At 74.2% G+C, this 23,695-nt stretch carries 21 protein-coding genes; 6 read left to right on the top strand and 15 right to left on the bottom strand.

From position 1 onward, the window contains the following. The first annotated feature begins 133 nt into the window (after positions 1-133). Positions 134-799, top strand: a complete 666-nt coding sequence (locus ACZ4QV_RS23520; RefSeq protein ID WP_361151404.1) for a PepSY domain-containing protein — start codon at positions 134-136, stop codon at positions 797-799. A 97-nt stretch (positions 800-896) separates the two neighbouring features. Here the strand turns inward: ACZ4QV_RS23520 and ACZ4QV_RS23515 are convergent, their stop codons facing one another. The 3 genes from ACZ4QV_RS23515 to ACZ4QV_RS23505 all read right to left on the bottom strand — a co-directional run bounded on the left by ACZ4QV_RS23515 (position 897) and on the right by ACZ4QV_RS23505 (position 3,982). Further along, complete coding sequence (locus tag ACZ4QV_RS23515; protein WP_361151406.1) at positions 897-2,171, bottom strand: ribonuclease D; 1,275 nt, start codon at positions 2,169-2,171, stop codon at positions 897-899. An 83-nt stretch (positions 2,172-2,254) separates the two neighbouring features. After that, positions 2,255-2,917 (bottom strand): response regulator transcription factor, encoded by a 663-nt coding sequence (locus ACZ4QV_RS23510; RefSeq protein ID WP_003985651.1) that lies wholly within the window; start codon positions 2,915-2,917, stop codon positions 2,255-2,257. A gap of 408 nt (positions 2,918-3,325) precedes the next feature. Then, positions 3,326-3,982, bottom strand: coding sequence for a DUF3000 domain-containing protein (locus tag ACZ4QV_RS23505; RefSeq protein ID WP_361151410.1), 657 nt, complete (start codon positions 3,980-3,982; stop codon positions 3,326-3,328). Positions 3,983-4,084: 102 nt separating this feature from the next. On the opposite strand from ACZ4QV_RS23505, the gene hemE reads away from it, so the two are divergent. After that, positions 4,085-5,152, top strand: coding sequence for a uroporphyrinogen decarboxylase (hemE, locus tag ACZ4QV_RS23500; RefSeq protein ID WP_361151412.1), 1,068 nt, complete (start codon positions 4,085-4,087; stop codon positions 5,150-5,152). Positions 5,153-5,191: 39 nt separating this feature from the next. On the opposite strand, the gene ACZ4QV_RS23495 is transcribed toward hemE, so the two are convergent. From ACZ4QV_RS23495 to ACZ4QV_RS23480, 4 genes are all read right to left on the bottom strand, one after another. Continuing rightward, complete coding sequence (locus ACZ4QV_RS23495; protein ID WP_361636506.1) at positions 5,192-6,574, bottom strand: FAD-dependent oxidoreductase; 1,383 nt, start codon at positions 6,572-6,574, stop codon at positions 5,192-5,194. A gap of 158 nt (positions 6,575-6,732) precedes the next feature. Continuing rightward, positions 6,733-8,163 carry an aldehyde dehydrogenase family protein gene (locus tag ACZ4QV_RS23490; protein ID WP_467763372.1) on the bottom strand — a complete coding sequence of 477 codons (1,431 nt, stop codon included), beginning with the start codon at positions 8,161-8,163 and terminating at the stop codon, positions 6,733-6,735. Between the two features lie 255 nt (positions 8,164-8,418). Beyond that, complete coding sequence (locus tag ACZ4QV_RS23485) at positions 8,419-9,645, bottom strand: thiolase family protein (RefSeq protein ID WP_361880416.1); 1,227 nt, start codon at positions 9,643-9,645, stop codon at positions 8,419-8,421. Positions 9,646-9,731: 86 nt separating this feature from the next. Beyond that, positions 9,732-10,757, bottom strand: coding sequence for a DUF4349 domain-containing protein (locus ACZ4QV_RS23480; protein WP_467763371.1), 1,026 nt, complete (start codon positions 10,755-10,757; stop codon positions 9,732-9,734). Between the two features lie 128 nt (positions 10,758-10,885). Here ACZ4QV_RS23480 and hemG point away from each other — a divergent pair, with 128 nt between their 5' ends. Both hemG and hemQ read left to right on the top strand, forming a co-directional pair. Further along, positions 10,886-12,352, top strand: a complete 1,467-nt coding sequence (gene hemG, locus ACZ4QV_RS23475) for a protoporphyrinogen oxidase (protein ID WP_361618403.1) — start codon at positions 10,886-10,888, stop codon at positions 12,350-12,352. 2 nt (positions 12,353-12,354) lie between these two features. Continuing rightward, positions 12,355-13,110: a hydrogen peroxide-dependent heme synthase gene (gene hemQ / locus ACZ4QV_RS23470; protein ID WP_467763370.1), complete on the top strand. Its 756-nt coding sequence runs from the start codon at positions 12,355-12,357 to the stop codon at positions 13,108-13,110. A gap of 82 nt (positions 13,111-13,192) precedes the next feature. Here hemQ and ACZ4QV_RS23465 read toward each other — a convergent pair whose 3' ends face one another. The 6 genes from ACZ4QV_RS23465 to ACZ4QV_RS23440 form a co-directional block, all read right to left on the bottom strand. Beyond that, complete coding sequence (locus tag ACZ4QV_RS23465; protein ID WP_361151431.1) at positions 13,193-14,821, bottom strand: alpha/beta hydrolase; 1,629 nt, start codon at positions 14,819-14,821, stop codon at positions 13,193-13,195. A 181-nt stretch (positions 14,822-15,002) separates the two neighbouring features. Beyond that, entirely contained in the window at positions 15,003-16,298 is a 1,296-nt protein-coding gene (locus ACZ4QV_RS23460; RefSeq protein ID WP_361583236.1) for a DUF1996 domain-containing protein, read from the bottom strand. Positions 16,299-16,322: 24 nt separating this feature from the next. Continuing rightward, positions 16,323-17,123: a DUF4142 domain-containing protein gene (locus ACZ4QV_RS23455; protein WP_361151435.1), complete on the bottom strand. Its 801-nt coding sequence runs from the start codon at positions 17,121-17,123 to the stop codon at positions 16,323-16,325. A 195-nt stretch (positions 17,124-17,318) separates the two neighbouring features. Further along, positions 17,319-18,338 carry a TIGR04222 domain-containing membrane protein gene (locus tag ACZ4QV_RS23450; protein WP_361583239.1) on the bottom strand — a complete coding sequence of 340 codons (1,020 nt, stop codon included), beginning with the start codon at positions 18,336-18,338 and terminating at the stop codon, positions 17,319-17,321. 5 nt (positions 18,339-18,343) lie between these two features. Next, positions 18,344-19,672, bottom strand: coding sequence for a DUF692 domain-containing protein (locus ACZ4QV_RS23445; RefSeq protein WP_361151938.1), 1,329 nt, complete (start codon positions 19,670-19,672; stop codon positions 18,344-18,346). Between the two features lie 195 nt (positions 19,673-19,867). Further along, a complete protein-coding gene (locus tag ACZ4QV_RS23440) occupies positions 19,868-20,566 on the bottom strand; it encodes a LysE family translocator (protein ID WP_361151440.1) in 699 nt (232 codons plus the stop codon). Positions 20,567-20,694: 128 nt separating this feature from the next. On the opposite strand from ACZ4QV_RS23440, the gene ACZ4QV_RS23435 reads away from it, so the two are divergent. Continuing rightward, positions 20,695-21,402 carry a nuclease-related domain-containing protein gene (locus ACZ4QV_RS23435; protein WP_361583243.1) on the top strand — a complete coding sequence of 236 codons (708 nt, stop codon included), beginning with the start codon at positions 20,695-20,697 and terminating at the stop codon, positions 21,400-21,402. Here ACZ4QV_RS23435 and ACZ4QV_RS23430 read toward each other — a convergent pair. Beyond that, on the bottom strand, positions 21,391-22,341 hold the full coding sequence (locus tag ACZ4QV_RS23430; RefSeq protein ID WP_361583246.1) for a LysR family transcriptional regulator: 951 nt from the start codon (positions 22,339-22,341) through the stop codon (positions 21,391-21,393). The genes ACZ4QV_RS23435 and ACZ4QV_RS23430 overlap by 12 nt on opposite strands. 210 nt (positions 22,342-22,551) lie before the next feature. On the opposite strand from ACZ4QV_RS23430, the gene ACZ4QV_RS23425 reads away from it, so the two are divergent. Further along, positions 22,552-22,917 (top strand): darcynin family protein, encoded by a 366-nt coding sequence (locus ACZ4QV_RS23425; protein ID WP_361151447.1) that lies wholly within the window; start codon positions 22,552-22,554, stop codon positions 22,915-22,917. 24 nt (positions 22,918-22,941) lie between these two features. On the opposite strand, the gene ACZ4QV_RS23420 is transcribed toward ACZ4QV_RS23425, so the two are convergent. After that, positions 22,942-23,688 (bottom strand): peptidyl-tRNA hydrolase, encoded by a 747-nt coding sequence (locus ACZ4QV_RS23420; protein ID WP_361583249.1) that lies wholly within the window; start codon positions 23,686-23,688, stop codon positions 22,942-22,944. Positions 23,689-23,695: the final 7 nt, after the last annotated feature.

Below are 23,695 nucleotides of genomic sequence, written 5' to 3'. Positions count from 1 at the left end.
GGCGCCCCCGGTGCGTGAGCGAACGGCGGCCGGGCACTCGGGGTGGTGAGGTGGGCCGGGTGCGCGGTGTCGGGGGGCAAGAGGAACATCACGGACCTATCGTGCCCCTATGGATGCGGATGGGAGCGGTGGTATGACCAAGCGTGTTCGAGGTGCCGGGGCTGTGTGCGCCGTCGCGGCGGCGGGGGCGCTGCTGGCCGGATGCGGGGACGACGGCGGGGGAGGCGGGAAGGAGAGCTCGCCCTCGGCATCGGCCACGGCCACGGCGCCGTCGCCGTCGGACGGGGAGTCTTCCGGGGCCTCGGGGCAGATGACCGAGGATCAGCGTTCCCGCAAGGCGCTCGTCCCCGAGGCCAAGGTCTCGTACGACAAGGCACTGAAGGCCGCGACGGAGGCCGTGGCGGATTCGAAGCCGGTGTCGGTGGAGTTGAAGCGGGGAGCCGGCGGCAAGCCCGAGTGGCACGCGAAGGTGGCGGCCTCGGACGGTACGGAGAGCACCGTACGGGTCGACGCGGTGACCGGTGAGGCGGACAAGCCGCAGACCAAGAACGAGGACGCCGACGACAAGAAGGAACTGGCGGACCGGCTCGACCGGGCCCGCGTCACGGCGCAGCAGGCGGCGGACACGGCGACCGGGAAGAAGAGCGGCACGGTCACGGCCGTGGAGCTGGACACCAACGACCAGAAGAAGGAGATCTGGTCGGTGGACGTGGTGACCAGGAACGACTGGAACAAGACCACGTACGACGTGGACGCGGCCAACCGGAAGGTCCTGCGCGAGCACGTCGACCGGGACTGAGCCGAGAGGATGCCGACCGGGACTGAGCCGGCGGGGCACGTCGACCGGGACTGAGCCGGCGGGGGCGGGCCGGGGTTCCCGGTCCGCCCCCGGAGGATCAGGCTCCGGTGGTGTGCAGGGCCTCGGTGAGGATCGGGGCGACCTGTTCGATCTGCCAGGGACGGGCGCCGTGGCCGGCCAGGACGGCGGCCACTGTCTCCTCGGCGGCATCGGCGGGCGGCTCCCAGCACAGGCGCCGCACCGTGTCGGGGGTGATCAGGTTCTCCTGCGGGAGGTTCAGCTCCTCGGCGAGCGCGGTCACCGCGGCGCGGGCGGCGGAGAGCCGGGCCGCGGCGGCCGGGTCCTTGTCGGCCCACGAGCGGGGCGGCGGGGGACCGTTCAGCGGCTGGCCGGGCTGCGGCAGCTCGCTGTCCGGCAGGGCGCGGGCGCGGTCCACGGCGGCCTGCCACTGTTCGAGCTGGCGGCGGCCCATCCGGTGTCCGAAGCCGTTGAGCGCGGCGAGCGCGTGCGCGTTGGGCGGCAGGTTCAGCGCCGCCTCGATGATCGCGGCGTCGCCGAGCACCTTGCCCGGTGAGACGTCGCGCCGCTGGGCGACCTGGTCCCGGGCGGTCCACAGTTCCCGTACGACGGCCATCTGCCGGCGGCGGCGCACCTTGTGCATGCCGGACGTACGGCGCCAGGGGTCCTTGCGGGGCGGTGCCGGGGGAGCGGCGGCGATGGCCGCGAACTCCTGGTGCGCCCACTCCAGCTTGCCCTGCCGGTCCAGCTCCTCCTCCAGGGCGTCGCGGAGGTCCACCAGCAGTTCGACGTCGAGTGCGGCGTAGCGCAGCCAGGGCTCCGGCAGCGGGCGGGTGGACCAGTCCACCGCGGAGTGGCCCTTCTCCAGGGCGTAGCCGAGGACGTTCTCCACCATCGCGCCGAGGCCGACCCGGGCGAAGCCCGCGAGGCGCCCGGCCAGCTCGGTGTCGAAGAGCCGGGCGGGGATCATGCCTATGTCGCGCAGACACGGCAGGTCCTGGGTGGCGGCGTGCAGGACCCACTCGGCGTCGGCGACGGCGTCGCCCAGCGCCGAGAGGTCGGGGCAGCCGACCGGGTCGATCAGTACGCTGCCCGCGCCTTCGCGGCGCAGTTGTACGAGGTAGGCGCGCTGGCCGTAGCGGTAGCCGGAGGCCCGCTCGGCGTCCACCGCCACCGGACCCGTGCCGGCCGCGAAGGCCGACACGACTTCGGCAAGTTCCTCGGCCGTCGCCGTCACGGCGGGGGTGCCCTCGCGCGGTTCCAGTAGAGGGACCGGCGCCGGGCGGGTGTCCGGAGGGGAGTCTCCGGTTGTTCGCAGTGTCGAGTCTTCTGCGGTCTTTTGGGCGTCGGTCACCAGGCAAGGGTATCTGTGTATGCACGGCGCCCGCCGAGGGAACGTTCCCTCGACGGGCGTGACGGCGGGTTCGGGGTCGGGAGTCAGTGGATGATGCCGGTGCGCAGGGCGACGGCGACCATGCCGGCCCGGTCGCCGGTGCCCAGCTTGCGGGCGATGCGGGCGAGGTGGCTCTTGACGGTCAGTGCCGACAGGCCCATCGAGACGCCGATGGCCTTGTTGGACTGGCCCTCCGCAACCAGTCGCAGCACCTCGACCTCACGGCCGGACAGTTCGCGGTAGCCGCCCGGGTGGCCGGGGGCGCCCGGGGGGCGGCGGTGCATCCGGGCGGCGTTGGCGCCGATGGGTGCGGCACCGGGGCGGCCCGGCAGGCCGAGGTTGGTGCGGGTGCCGGTGACGACGTATCCCTTGACGCCGCCGGCCAGGGCGTTGCGTACGGCGCCGATGTCGTCGGCGGCGGAGAGGGCGAGGCCGTTGGGCCACCCCGCGGCCCGGGTCTCGGACAGCAGGGTCAGGCCGGAGCCGTCGGGCAGGTGGACGTCGGCAACGCAGATGTCGCGCGGGCTGCCGACGCGGGGACGGGCCTCCGCGATGGACGACGCCTCGATCACGTCACGCACGCCGAGCGCCCACAGGTGGCGGGTGACGGTGGAGCGGACGCGAGGGTCGGCCACGACGACCATGGCCGTCGGCTTGTTCGGGCGGTAGGCGACCAGGCTCGAAGGTTGCTCGAGGAGAACTGACACCGGGCCTCCTGGGGGGAGTGGCGGGACGGATGCCGACATGTGGGGGCGAGTCGGAATGCTCCGTCTTTGAAGGGTCACTGACCTCTTCGGCACCAAACCGGGTCGACTTTAGAGTTTGATCTCAACTGAGTTGGTTCATTTCGGTCAAATCGGTCGCTTGATCGACTTTGGAGTGACCTGGCGGCGGAAGGTTGCCGTGAAGGCGTTCGAGCGTCGCGGAGCAGGCCGGGACCTGCCACCCGGTCGGGCCGGGCGGCACGGGGTGCGGACGGCCGCGCGCGCTCCCCGGCGCAACAACGCGCCGGGCGGTCCACGCTCCGCCGTATCCACGAGCGGAGGTATCCACGTCCCGCCGGAGTCACGAGCGGGGCGACATCCACGCGCCGGCGCAACGGCGCGCCGGGCGCGTCAGCGCGCCTGCGGCCCCCGGCGCTGCGGCAGCGGTACGACCCCGCCGCGCGGTGACGGCTCGGGAGCCACCGGCGGCAGCCCCGCCACCTGGCACAGCAGGTCGCACCACGCGCAGAGGTGGGCCGCGAGGTCCGGCACACCGCCCTGCCCCTCCTCCGGGGTCCACGAGGCACGCATCTCGATCTGGGTCGCCGGTGCCCGCTCCGCGAGCCCGCCGAAGTAGTGCGAACTGGCACGGGTGACCGTGCCGCTGGGCTCCCCGTACCGCACGCCACGGGCGTCCAGCGCCCCGGTCAGCCAGGACCAGGACACCTCCGGCAGCAGCGGGTCGGAGCCCATCTCCGGCTCCAGCTCGGCGCGCGCCAGCGTCACCACGCGGAAGGTGCCCTGCCAGGCGTCGTGCCCGGCCGGGTCGTGCAGCAGCACCAGTCTGCCGTCGGCGAGGTCGGTGTCCTCCCCCTCCGGGCCGGTGCCCGGCTCGACGACCGCTGCCTCCAGCGCGTACGCGTAGGGCGCGAGGCGCTTGGGCGCGGGCGTCGGCTCGATCTCGATCTCGGGACGCAGCCGTGCCGCGCGGAGCGCCTCGACCGCCTGACGGAAGGGGATGGGGACATTGTCCGCGCTGTCCGTGAGGTGTTCGTGAGCCGCAGCCATGCCCGGAAGGTTAGGCGGAAGGAGCCGCTCGGTGAGGGAGGACACCCGGTGCGCGCGTCGCCCATTCGGAGGCGCCCTCGCGCGCGTGCGAAGATTTGGTGCGTGAGCGCCAACGACCGCCCGACGGGCCAGCAGCAGACCGCTACGTACGACTCGGCCTTCCTCAGGGCCTGCCGGCGGGAGCCGGTGCCGCACACGCCGGTGTGGTTCATGCGCCAGGCCGGGCGGTCGCTGCCCGAGTACCGCAAGGTCCGCGAGGGCACCGCGATGCTGGAATCCTGCATGATGCCGGAGCTGGTCACCGAGATCACCCTCCAGCCGGTCCGCCGGCACGGCGTCGACGCGGCGATCTACTTCAGCGACATCGTCGTGCCCCTGAAGGCCATCGGCATCGACCTGGACATCAAGCCGGGCGTCGGCCCGGTCGTCGAGCGGCCGATCCGTACGCGTGCCGACCTGGAGCGGCTGCGCCCGCTGGAGCCCGAGGACGTCACGTACGTCGCGGAGGCGGTGCGGATGCTGGTGGGCGAGCTGGGTGCCACCCCCCTCATCGGATTCGCGGGCGCGCCCTTCACCCTCGCCAGCTACCTCGTCGAGGGCGGTCCGTCCCGCAACCACGAGCACACCAAGGCGATGATGTACGGCGACCCGCAGCTCTGGGCCGACCTGCTCGACCGCCTGGCGGGCATCACCTCCGCCTTCCTGAAGGTGCAGATCGAGGCGGGCGCGAGCGCCGTGCAGCTCTTCGACTCCTGGGTGGGCGCGCTGGCCCCCGCCGACTACCGCCGCTCCGTCATGCCCGCCTCCGCGAAGGTCTTCGAGGCGGTGTCCGGGTACGGCGTCCCGCGCATCCACTTCGGCGTCGGCACCGGTGAGCTGCTGGGCCTGATGGGCGAGGCGGGTGCGGACGTGGTGGGCGTCGACTGGCGGGTGCCGCTGGACGAGGCGGCCCGCCGGGTCGGCCCCGGCAAGGCGCTCCAGGGCAACATCGACCCGGCGGTGCTGTTCGCGCCGCGCGAGGCCGTGGCGGGCAAGGCCCGCGAGGTGCTGGACGCCGCCGCCGGCCTGGAGGGCCACATCTTCAACCTGGGCCACGGCGTGCTGCCGAACACCGACCCGGCCGCGCTGACCCGCCTCGTCGAGTACGTCCACGAGCAGACGGCGCGCTGACCTGACGGGCGGGCCGCCGGTGGGCGGCCCGCCGTACCGTCAGCCGCCCGCCTCGCGGACCGCGGCGGCCGCCTTGCGCGCGGCGACCAGGACCGGGTCCCACACGGGGGAGAACGGCGGCGCGTAGCCGAGGTCGAGCGCGGTCATCTCCTCGACCGTCAGCCGTGCCGTGAGCGCCACCGCCGCCACGTCCACGCGCTTGCCCGCGCCCTCCCGGCCGACGATCTGGACGCCGAGGAGGCGCCCGGTACGCCGTTCGGCCATCATCTTCACGCGCATCGGGCGGGCGTTCGGGTAGTAGCCGGCGCGGCTGGTCGAGTCGATGGTGACGGTCACGTACTGCAGGCCGACCGACTTGGCCTGCTCCTCCAGCAGCCCGGTGCGGGCGATCTCCAGGTCGCAGACCTTGGAGACGGCGGTACCGACGACGCCGGGGAAGGTCGCGTAGTCACCGGCCACGTTCGAGCCGATGATCTGGCCGTGCTTGTTGGCGTGGGTGCCCAGCGCGATGTGCCGGGTCCGGCCGAGGACCAGGTCCAGCACCTCCACGCAGTCCCCGCCGGCCCACAGGTTGTCGTGGCCGCGCACCCGCATCGACAGGTCGGTGAGCAGCCCGCCCGTGTCGCCGAGCGGCAGCCCGGCCTGCTCGGCCAGGGTGGTCTCGGGCCGTACGCCCAGGCCCAGCACGACCACGTCGGCCGGGAACTCGCCGTCGTCCTCGGTGGTCACCGCGCAGGCCCGCCCGGAGCCGTCGGTGCGGACGCCGGTGACGGCCGCGCCGCGCACCGTCTCGATGCCCAGCCCGCACATCGCCTCGTGGACCAGTTCGCCCATGTCGGGGTCGAGGGTGGACATCGGCTGGGCGCCGCGGTCCAGGACGGTGACGTCGTAGCCGCGGGTGACCAGCGCCTCGGCCATCTCGACGCCGATGTAGCCCGCGCCGACGACGACCGCCTTGGTGCCCTCGGTGGCCTGGAGGGTGTCCAGCAGCGCCTGCCCGTCGTCCAGGGTCTGCACACCGTGCACGCCGGGCGCGTCGATGCCCGGCAGGGGCGGGCGCAGCGGCCGCGCGCCGGTGGCGATCACCAGCTTGTCGTAGCCGGTCCAGGTCTCGGTGCCGCCCCCGTCCAGGTCGCGGGTGCGGACCCGGCCGCGGTCCAGGTCCAGTTCGGTGACCTCGGTCCGCATCCGCAGGTCGATGTCGCGTTCGCGGTGCTTCTCCGGCGTCCGGGCGATCAGGCCGTCCGGGCCGTCGACCGTCCCGCCGACCCAGTACGGGATGCCGCAGGCGGAGTACGAGGCGAAGTGGCCCCGTTCGAACGCGACGATCTCCAGTTCGCCGGGCTTCTTCAGCCGCCGGGCCTGGGACGCGGCGGACATGCCCGTCGCGTCGCCGCCGATGACCACCAGCCGTTCCGCCATCGCGGAGGCTCCCTTCGTCGTGTGCCGGTACCTGTCCGTACCGGTTGCCCGTGTCGGCCGTTCCTACGACCTGCGGTCCCTACGACCGGCGGTCCGTACGGCCGTGCGCCCGCCCGTCGTCCGGACGGCCGATCCGCCCGTACGGCGCAGATTACGGGTCAGAACGGGTAGCCGGCCGGGGCGGCGCGGACCGTGGTCCAGCGGGTCTCGGTGAAGGCGTCGAGGTTGGCCGTGCCGCCGAAGTGGGCGCCGGTGCCGGAGTCGGCGAAGCCGCCCATCGGCGCGACCGGCTCGTCGTTGACCGTCTGGTCGTTGATGTGCAGCAGGCCGGTCGGTATGCGGTCGGCCAGCTCCAGGGCGCGCGCGGTGTCGCGGGTGACGACGCCGAGCGCCAGCCCGTACCGCGTGTCGTTCGCCAGGGCCACGGCCTCGTCGGCGGTGTGGAACTTGTGTACGGGCGCGACCGGCCCGAAGACCTCCTCGGCGTAGGCGGGCGCGCGGTCGTCCACGTCGGCCAGGACGGTGGGCCGGTAGAACAGGTCGCGGTGGGTGCCGCCGGCCGCGAGCCGGGCGCCCGCCGCCGTGCTCGCCTCGACCAGGCCGTGCACCCGGTCCCGCTGTCCACCGTCGATGAGCGGCCCGAGCTGGACCTTTTCGCGATACGGGTCGCCGACGGCGAGCGCGTCGGCCGTGGCCGCCAGCCGCTCGACGTACGCGTCGTACAGGGAGGCGTGCACGAGGTGGCGGCCCGAGGACATGCAGATCTGGCCCTGGTGGAAGAAGGAGGCCCAGGCGGCGGCGGACATCGCGGCGTCCAGGTCCGCGTCCTCCAGGACCAGGAAGGCGCTGTTGCCGCCCAGCTCCAGGTGGGCCCGCTTGAGGTGCCGGGCGGCGAGCGCGCCGACGCTGCGGCCCGCCTGCGTGGAGCCGGTGAAGGAGATCACCCGGACGTGCCGGTCGCCGACCAGGGCCTGCCCGGCCTCGCTGCCGCCCGGCAGCACGTGCAGCAGCCCTTCGGGCAGTCCGGCCGCCGCGAAGACCGCCGCCACGGCGTGGCCGCCGCACACCGCGGTGCGCGGGTCGGGCTTGAGGACGACCGCGTTGCCGAGGGCCAGGGCCGGGGCGACGGAGCGCATCGCGAGCACGAGCGGGACGTTGAACGGCGCGATGACGCCGACGACACCGGCCGGCACCCGGGTCGTGTACGAGTGGCGGGGCGCGGCGGAGGGCAGCACCTGGCCCAGGGGGTGGTGGGCGAGCGCGGCGGCCTCGTAGCACTCCTCGGCGGCGGTCCGTATCTCGAACCCGGCCTTGCCGGGGACGCTGCCGGCCTCCCGGACGATCCATTCGGACAGTTCCGCGGCGTGCCGGGTGATCAGGTCCCCGGCCCGGCGCAGCACCGCGGCGCGCTCCGTGTACGGCGTACGGGCCCAGGCGCGCTGGGCGGCCGCGGCCTCGGCGGCGGCGCTCGCCACGTCGGCGGGGGCGGCGAGGGAGAAGGCGGCCAGGGCCTCGCCGGTCGCCGGTTCGACCGCGGTGGTCGTGCCGCCGTGCAGCGGGGGCAGGTGTTCCAGGTCGAGCAGGGGCATCGCGCGCGGCCTCCGGTCGGAACGGTTGAGGAATGAACCAGTTCGGTTCATCCTCCCGCATCGGTGATCAGCGGGGGCGGCGGGGCCGCGCCGTCCACGTCCGGGCCGCGCCGTCCATGTCCGGGCCGTCTCGTCCATACCCGGGCCGTGCCGCCCGGTCCCGCTGCCCGCGGCCGGCCCGATGTACGCGGTGCGAGTCCGGCCGGGCCCGGCCCGCGGCCGGCCCGAACCCCGCGTTCCCTGACTCGCGTCCCCTTACTCGCGTTCCAGTACGAGCGCCAGGCCCTGCCCCACGCCGATGCACAGCGCCGCCAGGCCCGTACCGGAGCCGCGCGCGGCGAGCTGGTGGGCGACCGCGCCGGCCAGCCGGGCACCGGACGCGCCCAGCGGGTGCCCGATGGCGAGGGCGCCGCCGCGCGGGTTGACCACGTCCGGGTCGAGTCCGGGCCACTGGGCGAGGCAGCCCAGTGCCTGGGCCGCGAACGCCTCGTTCAGCTCGAAGGCGGCCAGGTCGGTGATGTCGCGCCCCGCCTTGTCCAGGGCCCGCCGTACGGCCTCCACCGGGCCCAGCCCGAACAGCTCCGGCTCGATGCCGGTCACCGCGCTCGCGCCGATGCGGGCGAGCGGCTCCCGGCCGGTGGCCCGCAGCCCTTCCTCGTCGACGAGGAGGAGGGCCGCGGCGCCGTCGTTGAGCGGGGAGGCGTTGCCCGCCGTGACCGTGCCGCCCTCCTTGCGGAAGGCCGGGCGGAGCTTGGCCAGCGCTTCCACGGAAGTCGAGGTGCGGATCGATTCGTCCTGCGCCAGGTCCACGTCCGGCAGCGGTACGACTTCGGCGTCGTAGGCGCCCTCCTCCCAGGCGCGCGCTGCCTTGCGATGGCTGTCGAGCGCGAAGGCGTCCTGCTGCTCGCGTCCGATGCCGTACTTGTCGGCGATCAGCTCGGCGCCCTCGCCCAGCGAGACCGTCCACTCGGGCGCCATCCGCGGATTGACCATCCGCCAGCCCAGCGTCGAGGAGAACATCTCCTGGTGACCGGCGGGAAAGGCCCGTTCGGGCTTCTGGAAGACGTACGGCGCGCGGCTCATCGACTCCACGCCGCCCGCGAGCACGATGTGCGCGTCTCCCAGGGCGATGGAGCGGGCGGCCTGGATGACGGCCTCCAGGCCGGAGCCGCACAGGCGGTTGACCGTCACGCCGGGTACGGAGGTGGGGAGCCCGGACAGCAGCACGGCCATCCGCGCCACGTTGCGGTTGTCCTCGCCCGCCCCGTTGGCGTCGCCGAACACGACGTCGTCGATGCGGGCCGGGTCGAGGTCCGGGGTGCGCTCCACGAGGGCCTTGACGACGTGGGCGGCGAGGTCGTCGGGGCGGGTGCCCGCGAGGGCGCCGCCGTACTTGCCGACCGGGGTCCGTACGGCGTCGACGATGTAGACGTCCCGGGCGCCCCACGCGCCTCGTGTGTCCCGTGCACCCTGCTCGGTCATCCGGCCCTGTCCTCGCTGTCCGCCCGAAGCTGTCCGCCCGAAGATCGGCGCTGTCGTCCCGAGTCTTTGCCCGCCGCCCGCGGCTGTCAACGGTCCCCCGGTCCGTCACCCTCCCGTGCGGTCTCCGCGGAACTCTCCCGTGCGGTTCCCGTGGAGTCCTCACGCGCGGCAACCTTCGGCGACCGCGTACGCCGCGACAGCCGCCCCCGCACCACCCGTCCCCGCAGCACCCGCCACAGCACGTACACCAGTGCCCCCGCCGCGAGGAACGGCAGCGACGCGCCGACCGCCACCAGAAGCCGCCGCACCCCCGCCGTGAAGGCGTCCCAGCCGCCGCTGAGCGCGTCCCCGAAGGAGGTCCCCTCGTCGTCCGCCGCCGCGTCCGGTTCGTGCAGCACCAGCGACACCGTCGCCATGCCGGTCTGCTCCTGGAGCGACTTCAGGCGTGCCTGGAGGGATTCCAGTTCCGACTGGCGGCGGCTGAGTTCGGACTCCAGCGTGACGATGTCGCCGATCGAGGTGGCCGTGTCCATCAGCGCCCGCACCCGTGCCACGCTGGCCTGCTGCGTCTTGATGCGGCTGCCGGTGTCCACCACCTGATCGGTGACGTCCTTCGCCGAGACCTGGCGCTTCTTGAGGGTGCCCAGCCGGGAGAGCCGGTCCAGCAGCCCGTCGTACGCCTCGGGCGGTACCCGCAGCTCCACCCGGGAGCGTTCCCGCCCTTCGCCGTCCCGGTCGGTGGACTCGTCCCCGACGTAGCCGCCGACACCCCTGGCCGCCGTACGGGCCTTGGCCAACGCTTCCGGTACGTCCTCGGCCTCGACGGTCAGCGACGCCGTACGGATGATCTGCGCCGTCGCGACCGGCGCGGGCTTCCCGGTGCCGCTGCCCGTACCGGCCTTCCCGCCGGCCGACTCCGCGGCGCCCGGCGCCTTGGGCCCGACCATGCCCTGCTCGCCCCGCGCGGCCCCGGTGTCGCTCCGCTCCGCGCTCGCCTGCCCGGTCTTGTCCTGCTGCCCGGCCGCCCCGCATCCGGCGACCCCGAGGGACGCCACGAGCAGCGCTGCCGCGGCCGCCCGCCGTGTCCCGTACGACCTGACCGCTGTGCCCATGTCCCGTACCCCCGAAGTGGTGTGCCGCTGTTGCCACTTCGACGTGGCGGGGGAGCCGCGGGTTGCCGTCCGTGCGTCGCGATGCGGTCACGGTCCGGACGCCGGACGCACTCTGAGAGAGTGGGGGCATGAGCACAGCGCACACCAGTACGGGCCGCACGTCCGGAAGTCATGTCGTCGTCATCGGTGGGGGCATCTCGGGGCTGGCAGCGGCCCACCGACTGCTGGACGGCGGGGCCCGGGTGACCGTGCTGGAAGCGTCCGGCCGGCTCGGCGGCAAGCTGCGCGCCGGAGAGATCGCGGGGGTGCCGGTCGACCTCGGCGCCGAGTCGATGCTGGCCAGGCGTCCGGAGGCGGTGGACCTGGCACGCGCCGTGGGCCTCGGCGACCGCCTGCAGCCGCCCACGACCGCCACCGCCGCCCTGTGGACGCGCGGCGCGCTGCGGCCGATGCCCAAGGGGCACGTGATGGGCGTACCGGGCGACCTGGACCTGCTGGCGGCCTCCGGGGTGATCTCCCCCGAGGGCATGGCCCGGATCGCCGAGGACGAGGCGCTGGAGCGCACGGAGGTCGGCGCGGACGTGGCGGTCGGCGAGTACGTCGCCGCCCGGCTGGGCCGCGAGGTCGTCGACCGGCTCGTCGAACCGCTGCTCGGCGGTGTGTACGCGGGCGACGCGTACCGCATCTCGATGCGCGCCGCCGTCCCCCAGCTCTTCGAGGCCGCCCGCGCCGAGCGCTCGCTGATCGAGGGCGTACGGGGCATCCAGGCGCGGACGGCGGCGCGCGCCGCCGGATCCGACCAGGTGCCGGCACCGGTCTTCATGGGCATCGACGGCGGTGTGGGCACGCTGCCGGGCGCCGTCGCCGACGCGGTACGGGCCGCCGGCGGCGAGATCCGTACGCACGCCCCGGTACGGGAGCTGCGGCGCACCGCCGAGGGCTGGCGCGTCGTCCTGGACGGCGGCGCAGGACCGGCGGCGCTGGACGCGGACGCCGTGGTCCTGGCGGCACCGGCGCCCGCCGCCGCCCGGCTGCTGGCCGCCGAGGCACCGGCCGCCGCCACCGAGCTGTCCGCCGTCGAGTACGCCTCCATGGCCCTGGTGACCATGGCCTTCCGCCGCGCGGACGTCGAGGCGGCGCTGACCGGCAGCGGCTTCCTCGTGCCGCCGGTCGACGGCCGCACGATCAAGGCGTCCACCTTCGCCGGCAACAAGTGGGGCTGGATCGCCGACGGCGACCCGGACCTGTTCGTGCTGCGCACCTCCGTCGGGCGGTACGGCGACGAGGCCGACCTGGCGCGGGACGACGCCGACCTGGTGGAGCTGTCGCTGCGCGACCTGGGCGAGGCCGTCGGGCTGGCCGCCCGGCCCGTCGCGCAGCGGGTCACCCGCTGGGACGGCGGGCTGCCGCAGTACCCCGTCGGCCACCTGGAGCGCGTCGCCCGTGTCCGGGCCGAGACCGGCAAGCTGCCCGGACTGCGGGTGTGCGGCGCGCTCTACGACGGCGTCGGCATTCCGGCCTGCATCGCCTCCGCGCGCACGGCCGCGGACGACATCTTGGACACCCTGCCGCGAGCCGCCACGACGGGCGAGTGAGAATGGGACCCATGACTGACGCTTCCGCCCCCGCCAACCCCACCGGGGCCGCTCCCGAGAAGACCCCGAACGCCGGCAAGAAGGCGAAGGACCTGAACGAGGTCATCCGCTACACGCTCTGGTCGGTGTTCAAGCTGCGCGACGCGCTGCCCGAGGACCGCACCGGGTACGCCGACGAGGTCGAGACGCTGTTCGCGCAGCTCGCCGCCAAGGACGTCGTCGTGCGCGGCACGTACGACGTGTCCGGCCTGCGGGCCGACGCCGACGTGATGATCTGGTGGCACTCGGAGAGCTCCGACGCGCTCCAGGAGGCGTACAACCTCTTCCGCCGCACCAAGCTGGGGCGCGCGCTGGAGCCGGTCTGGTCGAACATGGCGCTGCACCGCCCGGCCGAGTTCAACAAGTCGCACATCCCGGCCTTCCTGGCCGACGAGGTCGCCCGCGACTATGTGAGCGTCTACCCGTTCGTGCGCTCCTACGACTGGTACCTCCTCCCCGACGAGGACCGCCGCCGGATGCTCGCCGACCACGGCAAGATGGCCCGCGGCTTCCCGGACGTGCGCGCCAACACCGTGCCGTCCTTCTCGCTCGGCGACTACGAGTGGATCCTCGCCTTCGAGGCCGACGAGCTGTACCGCATCGTCGACCTCATGCGTCACCTGCGCGGCTCCGAGGCGCGGATGCACGTCCGCGAGGAGGTGCCGTTCTACACCGGGCGCCGCAAGGCGGTCGCCGAGCTGGTCGCCGGGCTGGCCTGAGACGGCGCGACGGGCCGGGTGCGGCACCCGCACCCGGCCCGTCGCCTGTTGAGCGGCCCGTCGTGCCGCTTGGCCCGCCGCGCTACGTGCGCTTCTTGGCGGGCATGACCGGCTTGGGTTCCGCGCGCGGCCCGCAGAAGGTGTCCCGGGCCGGGGTCCGCCCGGTCAGCAGGTACCGCTCCACATGCCGGTTGGCGCAGGCGTTCGTCCCGAACGAGACACCGTGCGTCCCGGCGCCGCGCTCGGTCACCAGCGACGCGCCGGGCAGCCGGCGCCGCAGCTCGACCGCGCCGGAGTGCGGCGTCGCGCCGTCCCGCTCGGCGGCCAGCAGCAGCACCGGCGGCAGCGCGCCCGGCGCGGTCCGTACGTCGACCGGGCGGTGCGGCGCGCCCGCCTGCGGCAGGGCCACGTCGGTCACGTCCTCCGCGTACCGGGTGGGGTCCTGGACGGCGCCCCTCGGCGAGTGGCGGGGCCAGAAGGCGCACGGCAGGTTCATCCAGGCGTTGTCCCACGTCTCGAAGGGCGCGACGCGCGCGCTGGCGGTGTTGTCCCGGTCCCAGACCCGCAGGTCACGCGGCCACAGTCCGTCGTTGCACTCCACGGCCGTGTAGACAGCGTTGCCGTTCTCGTCCGCTTTTTCGCCGCCCGGCAGCGGCGTGGCCTGCTTGAGCAGCAGCTTGGGGTCGCCCTTGACGTACGCGGCGAGGGCCGCGGCGCGCACCGGCCAGTACGCGTCGTTGTAGCCCGTCTTGAGGAAGGCCGCCTGCAACTGCGCCGACCCCACCTTGCCGCCCAGGGGCCGGCGGTGCAGCCGCTCCCGCACGGTGTCGTACGCACGCAGCACCGCCTGCGGAGTCGTACCCAGGCGGTACACCTTGTGGTGCTTGGCCACCCAGCGGCCCCAGTCCTGCCAGCGGCGCTCGAAACCGATGTTCTGGTCGAGGTTGTTGCGGTACCAGACCTGCCGGGGGTCGGGGTTGACGACGCTGTCGAAGACCATCCGGCGGACGTGGCCGGGGAAGAGCGTCGCGTACACCGCCCCGAAGTAGGTGCCGTAGGAGGCGCCCATGTACGTGAGCTTCTTCTCGCCGAGCCCGGCGCGCAGCATGTCCAGGTCACGGGCGTTGTTGGCGGACGTGTAGTGGCGCAGCGCGGGCCCCGCGTGGCGTGCGCAGCCCTGCGCGTACGCCTTCGCCTCGGCGGCCTTCTTGCGCTTGAACGCCTCGGAGGGGTGCCGCGGGCTCTCGCTCGGGATCTTGGCGAACTTGGCCGGGTCCTGGCAGGACAGCGGCGCCGAGCGCCCGACACCGCGCGGCGCGTAGCCGACGAAGTCGTACGCCCGTGCCGTCCTGCGCCAGCGGTCCACCTTCGCGTACAGCGGGAAGTTCATGCTGGACGCGCCGGGGCCGCCCGGATTGAAGACGAGCGCGCCCTGGCGCTCCTTGGCGGAGCCGGTGGCGCGGGCCCGGCTCACGGTGAGGGTGATCTTCTTGTCCCTGGGGCGGGCGTAGTCCAGCGGGACGGTGAGCCGGCCGCACTCCACACCGGCCGGCAGGTGCTCCTCGGGGGCGCAGCGGCCGAAGGCGATGCGGGGCGGTGCGGGCGCCGGGGCCTCGGCGGTGGCGGACCGGGTGGTCCCGTCCGCGGGGACGGCGACGAGGGCGGACAGGACCAGCGACCCGAGGGTGCCGTACAGCGCTACTGCTTTCACAAGCCGTCCCTTCGTATGGAGGCGCCCGGTGGGCATACAAAAGGGATGGTTGGGGCGTGGGTTGGGCTTGTAAAGCACCGCGCTCCGGTGTCGGGAGCTATGCCCCCAACGAGTGGAGCGCGGTGCGGACGTCACGGCCGTTCGGCTCGTACAGCCATGCGTGGACCCGGTCCCGTGTTCCTCACTGGCAGCGGCGGCCGGAGTTGATGCACTGCACCGCGCGCGCCATCAGGTCGCGCGGCATGAAGTTGGCGAAGTCGGCGTGGTCGGTCACCGGCTTGCGAAGCTGTTCGGGGAAGCTGTCGAGGGCGAAGGCGCGTGGCCGGGGCTGCACGGCGTAGGTCAGCCGCATCTGGAGCTGCGGCACGGCCTTCGTGCCGGTGGGGCAGCGGCCCGAGGTCCGGTCGGGGAAGACGAGGTGCGTGCGGTGGTCGGCGCTGTCCTGGTTCGTCCCGTCCCAGCAGCTCGGGAAGTCCAGCAGCCGTACGGCCTGGCTGCCGCCGGGGCACAACGGGTACTTGTCGGTCAGGCGCCGGTTCTCGAAGCCGGTGCAGGTCCACTGCGCCCGGGCGTTGGCGGTGCCGTTGGTGAACGCCTTGGCGTCGCCCGTGATGGCGCGCAGGCCCTCCGGCATGGCGGTGACCTGGCCCGCGGGACTGCCCCGGAAGGTGAGCGAGACGGAGCGGGGGGTGAGCACCTGGCCCACGTTTCCGTCCGCCGGGTCCTGTCCGTTGCCGCTGCTCGGGCCGTCCCGGCCGCTCAGGCGGCGCAGTACGGGCCAGAAGTACGTCGACTTGTCGCCGCGGGCGCAGGTGGTGCCGGCCGCGCGCAGCGAGTCGTCGGTGGAGAAGGCGTCCGTGGAGCGGTTGCCGACGTAGTCGTGGAGGTGGTGGGCGCCGTTGGCGACACCGGGAGTGACGATGAAGTTGTCGGGGTTCCGGTGTCCGTTCTCGTTGCGGCCGCAGTTGCTGGTGAAGGTGCCGGTGGAGGCGTCGCGTCCGCCGCGCGGGGGCGGCGGGCCGGGCCGTACGGAGCGGATGTCGGCGAAGTCACCGGCTGCCGGGACGCTTTGACCGGTGCCGGAGGAACCGCCGGGGCTTGTCGTGGCGCTGGTTCCGGTGGGTCCCGCGGGCCCGTCGGGGGCGTCGGCGGGGGAGCTCGACGGCCCGGCGGAGGCGGTCGCGGAGGCGTTGTCAGTGGGCTGTGTCACGCTGGGTGACGTTGGGGTGGACGACGATTCGACGGGTGGGGACCCGGACGGGGGAGTGGTGTGGTGAGCCGAGGCATTGCCGGTCACGGAGACGAAGGTGCCGGCCGAACCGAGCAGGGCGAGCAGGGCGATCAGTACGAGGTGCTTGGTGCCGAGCCGCCGCCGGTGCCGCGGGGGCCGGGGGGCGGGCGGCGACGGCCGCGGTGGCGGCGAAGGGCGGGGCGGCCGCGGCGGCTCGGGGGTTCCGGAGTGCCGGTGGTCGGGCATGGGAGATCACTTCTTCCCGTTCTCTCAGGGGTGTTGACGCCGGTCGCCGGAGGGTCCGGCGGGAGCCGGGGCCCTGGTGGCACCGCCGGTGGCGGTGGCGGGTGGCGTCGCGGGCGGAGGCAGCGAATACGTCGGTGACGGTGTGACGGGCGTCGGCGACGAGGCGGGCACCGCGTCGAGGGAAGGCGGCGGGGCCGAGGGGCTCGGTGGCGGCGAAGCGGTGGCCGCGTCCTCGGCGATCGCGTCGAAGTCGACGAATCCGGTGCGCTCCAGCATGGAGATGTGGTCCAGGACCGTCCGGTTGGCGTCGTCGGCCAGCGCGCGGACGAGCGCGTTGCGGGTGGTCGCGCGGACCTGCGCGACGACGGTGAAGACCTTGCCGTGCGCCAGCCGCAGGATGTTCGCGAACTTGCGGTCGTACGCGGCCCCGCGCGCGCTGCTCAGCTCCCTCAGCCACTGCCGCTGCTGGGCGTTGGGCCGGTCGGGCAGCCCGAGACCGAGCTGCGCGGCCACCTCGCGTACGTGCCGGTCGAGCGAGGCGTGGCCGTCGACGAGATGGTCACCCGCCTCCCGTACGGCCGGCACGGTCCCGCGCTGCTGGGCCTGCTGGCCCGCGGGCAGCTCCCACAGGCCCGCCAGCCGTACGCGGTTGACGAAGTCCCGGTCCAGCGCCGACAGCGGGCCGAACGAGGTGGCGACGGTCTGGGTGTTGACGTCCCCGCCCGCGCCCGGCCGGTCGGCGAACGACCAGATCGGAAAGAGCAGCGCGGCGAGGGTCGCGGCGAGCGCGGCGACGACGAGACCGGTGCCGGTTACGGATCGCATGGTGCCTCCTGGTGCGGCACCGCACGCTAGTGCGCCCTGCGTCGAGCCCGTCCCCCGTTCGGGGAAGCCCCGTCAAGGCCCGCTGGCCGCTGGTACGTTGACCGGTTGCCCAGGGGTGCCAGGCGCATCAGGGGCTCCGGGGGTGCGGCGCGGCGCGGGTGCCGGCGGTGCCGGGCACCACCGGCACCGCACGGCTCAGCTACCGCAGCCGCCACCGCCACCGCAGGACGAGGAGGAACTGCTGCTGCAGCTCGACCCGGAGCTGCTGCCGCACGACGATCCCCCGCCGCCGCACGACGACCCGCCGCAGCCCGACCCCGACCCGCCGCCGCACGAAGAACCGCACCAGGACGTGTGCGAGTCGTCGTCGGGCACGTTCCACCCGCAGGCCGCGTTCGAGGAAGGGGTCGACGAGCTGCCGGAGGACCCGGAGTACGCCCCGGCGGAGGCACCCACCGCCGAGCGCTGCGCCTCGTCGAGCTGGTCGCGCAGCACGTCGTCCACCAGCAGCGCGGTGCCGCCGAGCGCCACGACCAGCGCCGCGGACTGGGTCGGCGCGCTCACCAGGTCCGCCTTGTGCACGGTACGGAACGTCCGTACTGCCGCGGCCCCGACCGGCGTGACCCGCCGCCCCAGCGCCTTCCGGCACACCAGGCCGGTCACGGTGCCGAGGATCGCCGCGGGCAGGACCTGGATGACGAAGGGCACCCCTTTCCCGCCGATGGCTCCTGTGAGGGTCAGGAGCAGGACGAGCACAAGGCCCACCGCACAGATCCCGGTCTGCCAGGCGGCGAGGAGACGCCAGGGGCGGCCGGCGCGCGGGTGCCGCAGCAGGCCGCGCTTCGCCAGCCGGTCGCCGATGGCCTGGACGGCCGGAGCCCGCATGACGTGGCGGCGCAGGGTGTCCAGCGAGCCGTCCGGGGTCCGCGCCAGCGAGTCCAGCACGGCCGTCTCGACCGGGTCGTACGCCACCGACTGCCGCACGGACACCACCCCGGGCCCGCCCACCGCGAGCCGGCCGTCCTGGTGCATCCCGGCTATCGCGGCGTCCGCCACCCGGGCCGGGCCGCCGGCGAGGAAGGCGATCTCCCAGAGTTCGTACGGGGACGCCCTGCGGTACTTGGGCCGGGGCGCCGCCCGGACGATACGGACGGTACGGACGACGAGCAGCAGCGCGGAGGCGGCCACCGCCAGGGTCACGAGAAGAGCGGGCATGTCCTTCACCTCCGGTGGAGAGCGCGGCGTACGGCGTGGGCGAGTCGGCGTGCCGGACCGGCGCCCGGCGGCTTGGGACCGGCGCGGTCCCGCCACCACTGCGTCAGCCGGTGGCGGGCGTCCGGGTCGGCGGGCCGGCCTTCGGCCAGCAGATGGACGGCGAAGTCCATGGCGTCCTGGCGGTAGCCGTGGCGCATGGGCCGGTGCCGTGCGTAGGCGAGGAAGCCGGGCCGGAAGTCCTCGCCGAGGATGTCCGGCAGCTCCGGCGCGATCTTGGCGACGACGGAGGCCCGCTTGGCGGCCAGGGCCCGGCTCTGGACGTGCAGCCGCCGCCGGTCGAAGCCCTCCGGCGCCGGGGTCCCGGCGACCAGCGCGGAGAGCAGCGCGGTCTGCGCGACGGCCAGGCGCTGCCGGGTGGCGGTGGCCGTGCCGGTGCCCGGCGCCGGGACGGTCCCAGGCACCCGGCGCGGCGTCGGTACCGGTTCCGGTGCGGGCAGAGTGGCCGGGGTCGGGGCTTCCTTCAGGACGGTGCGGATCGCGTCGAGTTCGGCGGCGAGTTCACCGGTCGCCGGGAAGTCCTCGTCCCGCTCCAGCAGGACGCCGGGCGGGGTGACACGGGCGCAGAGTTCGGCCAGTACGTCCAGGACGGGCCGGGTCACCGGGTGGGCGTGGGTGTCGTGCCAGACGCCGTCCCGCTCGATGCCGCCCGCCACGTGTACGTACGCGATGGCCTCGACCGGCAGTTCGTCCAGTGCCGTGGCCGGGTCCTCGTTCCGGTTCACATGATTGGTGTGGAGGTTGGCGACGTCGATGAGCAGCCGTACGCCGGTGCGCTCGACCAGTTCGGCGAGGAACTGCCCCTCGGTCATCTCCTCGCCGGGCCAGTTGACCAGCGCCGCGATGTTCTCCACGGCGAGCGGTACGGGCAGCGCGTCCTGCGCGATCCGGACGTTCTCGCAGAGCACGTCCAGCGCGTCGCGGGTGCGGGGCACCGGCAGCAGGTGCCCCGCCTCCATCGCGGCGGAGGCGGTCAGCGGGCCTCCGGCCCGTACGAACGCGATGTGCTCGGTGACCAGCGGCGCGCCCAGCGCCTCGGCGCGTTCGGCGAGCGCGGCCAGCCGGCCGGCGTCCGGGCGCTCGGCGCCGCCGAGCCCGAGGGAGACCCCGTGGGGCACCACGGTCGTGCCGCGTGCGCGCAGTGCCTGCAAGGCGGGTGGGAGATGACCTGGACAGATGTTCTCGGCGACGACTTCCACCCAGTCCACGCCGGGCAGCTCCGCGATCCCGTCGGCTATCTCGGGCCGCCAGCCGATGCCCGTACCGAGCCGGTCCATGGTGGTTCCCCCTCCCACTCGTGCACCCCCGTGGTGTCCGGTACTCATCGCCGCGCCGGGACCGGGCCAACCCCGGAGGGCGCGGGTTCAGAGCATGATTTGAGCTTGCGACGTGCCGTGACCGGCGGCGGCACCGGGAGCGATCCCGGAGTGGCCCCGGAGCGGTCCCGGCGGTGGCTTCGAAGACCCGGCGGCTCAGCGCGCGGTCTCGACACCGACCGCGGCGCCCAGTGCGAGCAGGACACCGCCGGTGGCCTGGTCCATGCGCCGGCGGACGCGGGGGCGCTGGAAGAAGGCGCGCGCCCGGTGCACCGCGAAAGCGATTCCGCCGAGCCAGACGAAGCCCAGTACGGCATGCACGGCGACCAGCAGCAGTGTCGTGGTCACGACCGGCGCGTCCGGCGGGATGAACTGCGGCAGCAGGGACATGTACACGACCCCTACCTTGGGGTTCAGGACATTCGTCAGCAGACCGGTACGGAACGCCTGGAGCGGCGACTGCCGGCCGGCCGGGCCGGGCTCGGGGAGGGCGGCGCCCGCCTCCGAACAGGCGGCGCCCACCTCCGGAACGGGAGCGCCCGCCTCGGTGCCGCGCGCCGCCTTCGAGGAGCGGCGGGCGCTGCGCAGCGCCTGGAAGCCCAGCCACATCAGATACAGCGCACCGGCCACGCGCAGCGCGTCGTACGCCGCCTGCGACGCCGACAGCATCGCGGTCAGTCCGGCCGCTCCGGCCAGTCCCCACACGAAGCAGCCCGCGGCTGTGCCGAGCGCGGAGCACAGTGCCGACCGCCGCCCCGAGCCGAGAGACGTCCGCAGCACGACGGCGAAGTCGGGGCCCGGCGAGACGGTCAGCAGGACGGCCACCGCGGTGAATCCAAGGAGAGAGGAGAACACAGGACGTAACCGTACGTCGTCCTCCGGCCAACGTTTCCCCGGCATCCCTTCGTACGCCTGCACACCGCTGCGTACCTCTTGCCCGGGGGCCGGGCGCCTGCTCCCATGGCCATCGGGGGGTGATGGGTATGAGTGACTTCCGTCCCGGGCCCGGAGCACACGAGGGAAAGCAGGAGACGCGGTACGCGAGCGACCCGGACCGGCTGTTCCTGCCGCCGGACGACGACCTCGCCCCGAACCGGCCGGGCGAGGCCCTGCGGGTCCGGCTCGCCGAGCAGCCGCGCGCCAGGGCGGCCCTGTGGTGCGCCCGCCTGCTCGGCCGGCGCCCGCCCCAGGACGCCTGGTACCGGCAGCTCCTCGGCGAACAGGCCGTCGGCACGGCCCTGGACCAACTGGCGGCGGGCGGCTGGTACGTGATCCACTCCATCCCGCTGCCGCCCGCCGCGGTCATCGGGCACCTGCTCATCGGGCCCGGCGGCGTGCTGTGCGTCGACACCCACCACGTCCGCGGGGCCCGGGTGCGGGTGGGGGAGGACACCGTGGGCACCGGCCGCGGACGCGAGCCGCAGCCGTACGTCCGCGAGAGCAGGCAGCACGCCCGGCGCGCCGCGTACGTGCTGACCCGCGGCTGCCGGTTCCGCGTCGAGGCGCGGCCGGTGCTGGCCTTCGCCGGCGCGGCGGACGTGGAGCTGGATCCGGCACTGCGGGACGTACGGGTGATACGCGACGAACGTGACGTACCCCTGCTCGGCCGGCTCGGCGGGGTACTCGCCCCCGACCGCGTGGAACGCGTCTACACGGTCGCCCGCAACCGCCGCACCTGGCTACGGGCCTGAAAGGAGCCCGGACCCGGCGCGCACGGCCCGGCGGACGGCGTCGCGGAGCCAGTGGTGGGCTCCGTCCGCGGCGTGGCGGGGATGCCAGGCCATGCCGATGGTCACCGGCGGCAGGGCCAGGGGGATGTCGAGGAGGTGCAGCCCGAGGGCGGTGGCTGCGTCGGTGAAGGGCGAAGGCGCGGCGCCGGGCGCCGCGGTGGGCACCAGGCAGACGATGTCGCTGCGCGCGGCGAGGGACATCGCGGCCACATGACCGGGCAGGACGGCGGTCACCCGGCGGTGCAGGTTCTGCTCGGCCAGGGCGGTGTCCAGAGGACCGGTGAACCGGCCGCGACGGCTGACCGAGACGTGTTCGGCGGCGGCGAGCCGGGCCGCGGTCAGCTCCCCTTCGGTGAGCGGGTGGCCGGGCCGGACGCCCGCCGCCATCCGGAGCGTGACCAGCTCTTCGACCTGCGTCTCGGGGGCGATGTGGTCGATGGCTCCGATCTCCAGGTCGATCCGGCCGTCGCGGAGGGCGGGTCCCGCCTCCAGCTCCTCGGCCCGGAACCGCAACGAGACCTCCGGCGCCTCCTGCCGGGCCAGCCGCAGCAGCCCGGGGGCCAGGGCCGCGCCCACCAGGTCGGCGGTCTGGAGGGTGAAGGTGGTGCGCAGGGCGGCGGGGTCGACGCCGGCGCCGGGGGTGAGCAGGGTGCCGAGGCGGCGTACCACCGCGGCGGCTTCGTCGCGCAGGGCCTGGGCACGCGGCGTGGGAACCATCGTCTGCCCGGCCCGGACCAGGAGGGGGTCCTGGAGGACGCGGCGCAGGCGGGCCAGGGTGCGGCTCATGGCGGCGGGTGAGGTGTGCAGACGGGCGGCGGCACGGGTGACGCTCTGCTCGGCGAGCAGAGCGTCCAAGGCGACGGCGAGGTTGGCGTCGATGACCGGGTCAGGGCTGTTCACCAGCGTGATTCCATTTCGGGCAATGATTCATTGCTGACATTCCCATTGTGGCAATGCCTGGCCGCCCACAGGATGAGGACGTACCGATCCGGTCGCCCCACGAGGTCGTCGAAGCCCGCCGTCAGGCGGCCCGCACGATCGTCACCCGTGGCGTGCACGACCGTCTTCACCTGCCCGTCCCGCTACTTCTGCCACTTCGGAGGAACCGTCATGTCCGCACAGGAAACCGCACCGGTGGTCACCGCCTTCATGCTCATCAAGACCACGCCCGAGTGGCTCGCCATGACCCCGCACGAGCGGGTGGACGCCCTGAACACCAAGGTCATGCCGGTGGTCAAGGCCAAGACGACCGGCGTCCGGTCGCGCTTCTACGACACGGAGTTCTACTCCACCCGCGTCACCGACGTCTGGGTCTGGGAGGCCGACGACCACACCGCGTACCAGCTCCTGATCGACGCGCTGCGGGAAACCCCCTTCTGGGACCGCTACTTCGAGGTCGTCGACCTCCTCGTCGGCACCGAGAACGGTTACGCCCGCACGTACGACGTCGACCCCGTCGCGACCGTCAGCACCTGAGGTTCCGGCCGCGTAACCCCGCGCTCAGCCCCGCGCCCGCAGTGCCGGATGGTCGGCGACGACCGTGCACGAACCGGGCACGACCTCGGTGAACCCCGCGTCCCGCACCACCGGCAGGCCGCCGGCCGTCAGTTCGGCCCACCGGTGGGGCGGGCACGGGCGTACCGACAGGGGGAAGCCGGCTGTGCGCCAGGCGGCGCGGTCGGCCTCGGGCAGGGCCCACCAGGCCAGTTGCGCGCCGTGTCCCGTCTGGGCCATCGACTTGCCCGCCGACATGTCCAGTTCCGGGTTGAGCCACAGCACCGGGGCGCCGGTGGCGGGGGCGGCGGGCTCCCGCGGGTCGTCGAGGTGGGTGCCGGAGACCTGGAGGCGGGCCAGGTCCTTGGGCCAGCCGTCCAGCGGGACCGGCGGGAAGACCCGGACCTCCGCGCTCTCGCCGTGCACCGTGATGCCCGGCAGCGCCTCGGCGCGCCGCCATTCGGCGCCGCGGGCGCGGCGTACGACCTTGCGGATCCGGGCGTCCTCCCAGGCGTGTACGGCCGCCGCCCATACGCCGTCGCCCGTGGCCCGCTCGTCCGACAGCAGGGTCAGCACGGCCCGTGCCGCGGTCTCCAGCGCGTCCGTACGGGCGGGCGGGTCGTCCCGCTCGATCCGGACGACGAGGGGGAGGACGTACTGCGGGGCGGCGTCGCGGCCGGTCGCCGCGGGGCGGGGCGCGTCGGCCGCGGCGTCGGTCGGATCGCCGGGCCCGGCGAGATCGGTGCTGGTCACACGGACC

Source organism: Streptomyces sp. NPDC026394 (genome assembly GCF_055567735.1).
The sequence above is the reverse complement of the archived record's forward strand: the minus strand, read 5'-3'. Positions and strand labels throughout refer to the sequence as shown.

What these genes read in the sequence shown, in the direction of transcription:
- ACZ4QV_RS23520 (WP_361151404.1), top strand. Translation starts at nt 134, where the DNA reads ATGACCAAGCGTGTTCGAGGTGCCGGGGCTGTGTGCGCCGTCGCGGCG.
- ACZ4QV_RS23505 (WP_361151410.1), bottom strand. Translation starts at nt 3,982, where the DNA reads ATGGCTGCGGCTCACGAACACCTCACGGACAGCGCGGACAATGTCCCC.
- ACZ4QV_RS23495 (WP_361636506.1), bottom strand. Translation starts at nt 6,574, where the DNA reads ATGGCGGAACGGCTGGTGGTCATCGGCGGCGACGCGACGGGCATGTCC.
- ACZ4QV_RS23490 (WP_467763372.1), bottom strand. Translation starts at nt 8,163, where the DNA reads ATGCCCCTGCTCGACCTGGAACACCTGCCCCCGCTGCACGGCGGCACG.
- ACZ4QV_RS23485 (WP_361880416.1), bottom strand. Translation starts at nt 9,645, where the DNA reads ATGACCGAGCAGGGTGCACGGGACACACGAGGCGCGTGGGGCGCCCGG.
- ACZ4QV_RS23480 (WP_467763371.1), bottom strand. Translation starts at nt 10,757, where the DNA reads ATGGGCACAGCGGTCAGGTCGTACGGGACACGGCGGGCGGCCGCGGCA.
- hemG (WP_361618403.1), top strand. Translation starts at nt 10,886, where the DNA reads ATGAGCACAGCGCACACCAGTACGGGCCGCACGTCCGGAAGTCATGTC.
- hemQ (WP_467763370.1), top strand. Translation starts at nt 12,355, where the DNA reads ATGGGACCCATGACTGACGCTTCCGCCCCCGCCAACCCCACCGGGGCC.
- ACZ4QV_RS23460 (WP_361583236.1), bottom strand. Translation starts at nt 16,298, where the DNA reads ATGCCCGACCACCGGCACTCCGGAACCCCCGAGCCGCCGCGGCCGCCC.
- ACZ4QV_RS23455 (WP_361151435.1), bottom strand. Translation starts at nt 17,123, where the DNA reads ATGCGATCCGTAACCGGCACCGGTCTCGTCGTCGCCGCGCTCGCCGCG.
- ACZ4QV_RS23450 (WP_361583239.1), bottom strand. Translation starts at nt 18,338, where the DNA reads ATGCCCGCTCTTCTCGTGACCCTGGCGGTGGCCGCCTCCGCGCTGCTG.
- ACZ4QV_RS23445 (WP_361151938.1), bottom strand. Translation starts at nt 19,672, where the DNA reads ATGGACCGGCTCGGTACGGGCATCGGCTGGCGGCCCGAGATAGCCGAC.
- ACZ4QV_RS23435 (WP_361583243.1), top strand. Translation starts at nt 20,695, where the DNA reads ATGAGTGACTTCCGTCCCGGGCCCGGAGCACACGAGGGAAAGCAGGAG.
- ACZ4QV_RS23425 (WP_361151447.1), top strand. Translation starts at nt 22,552, where the DNA reads ATGTCCGCACAGGAAACCGCACCGGTGGTCACCGCCTTCATGCTCATC.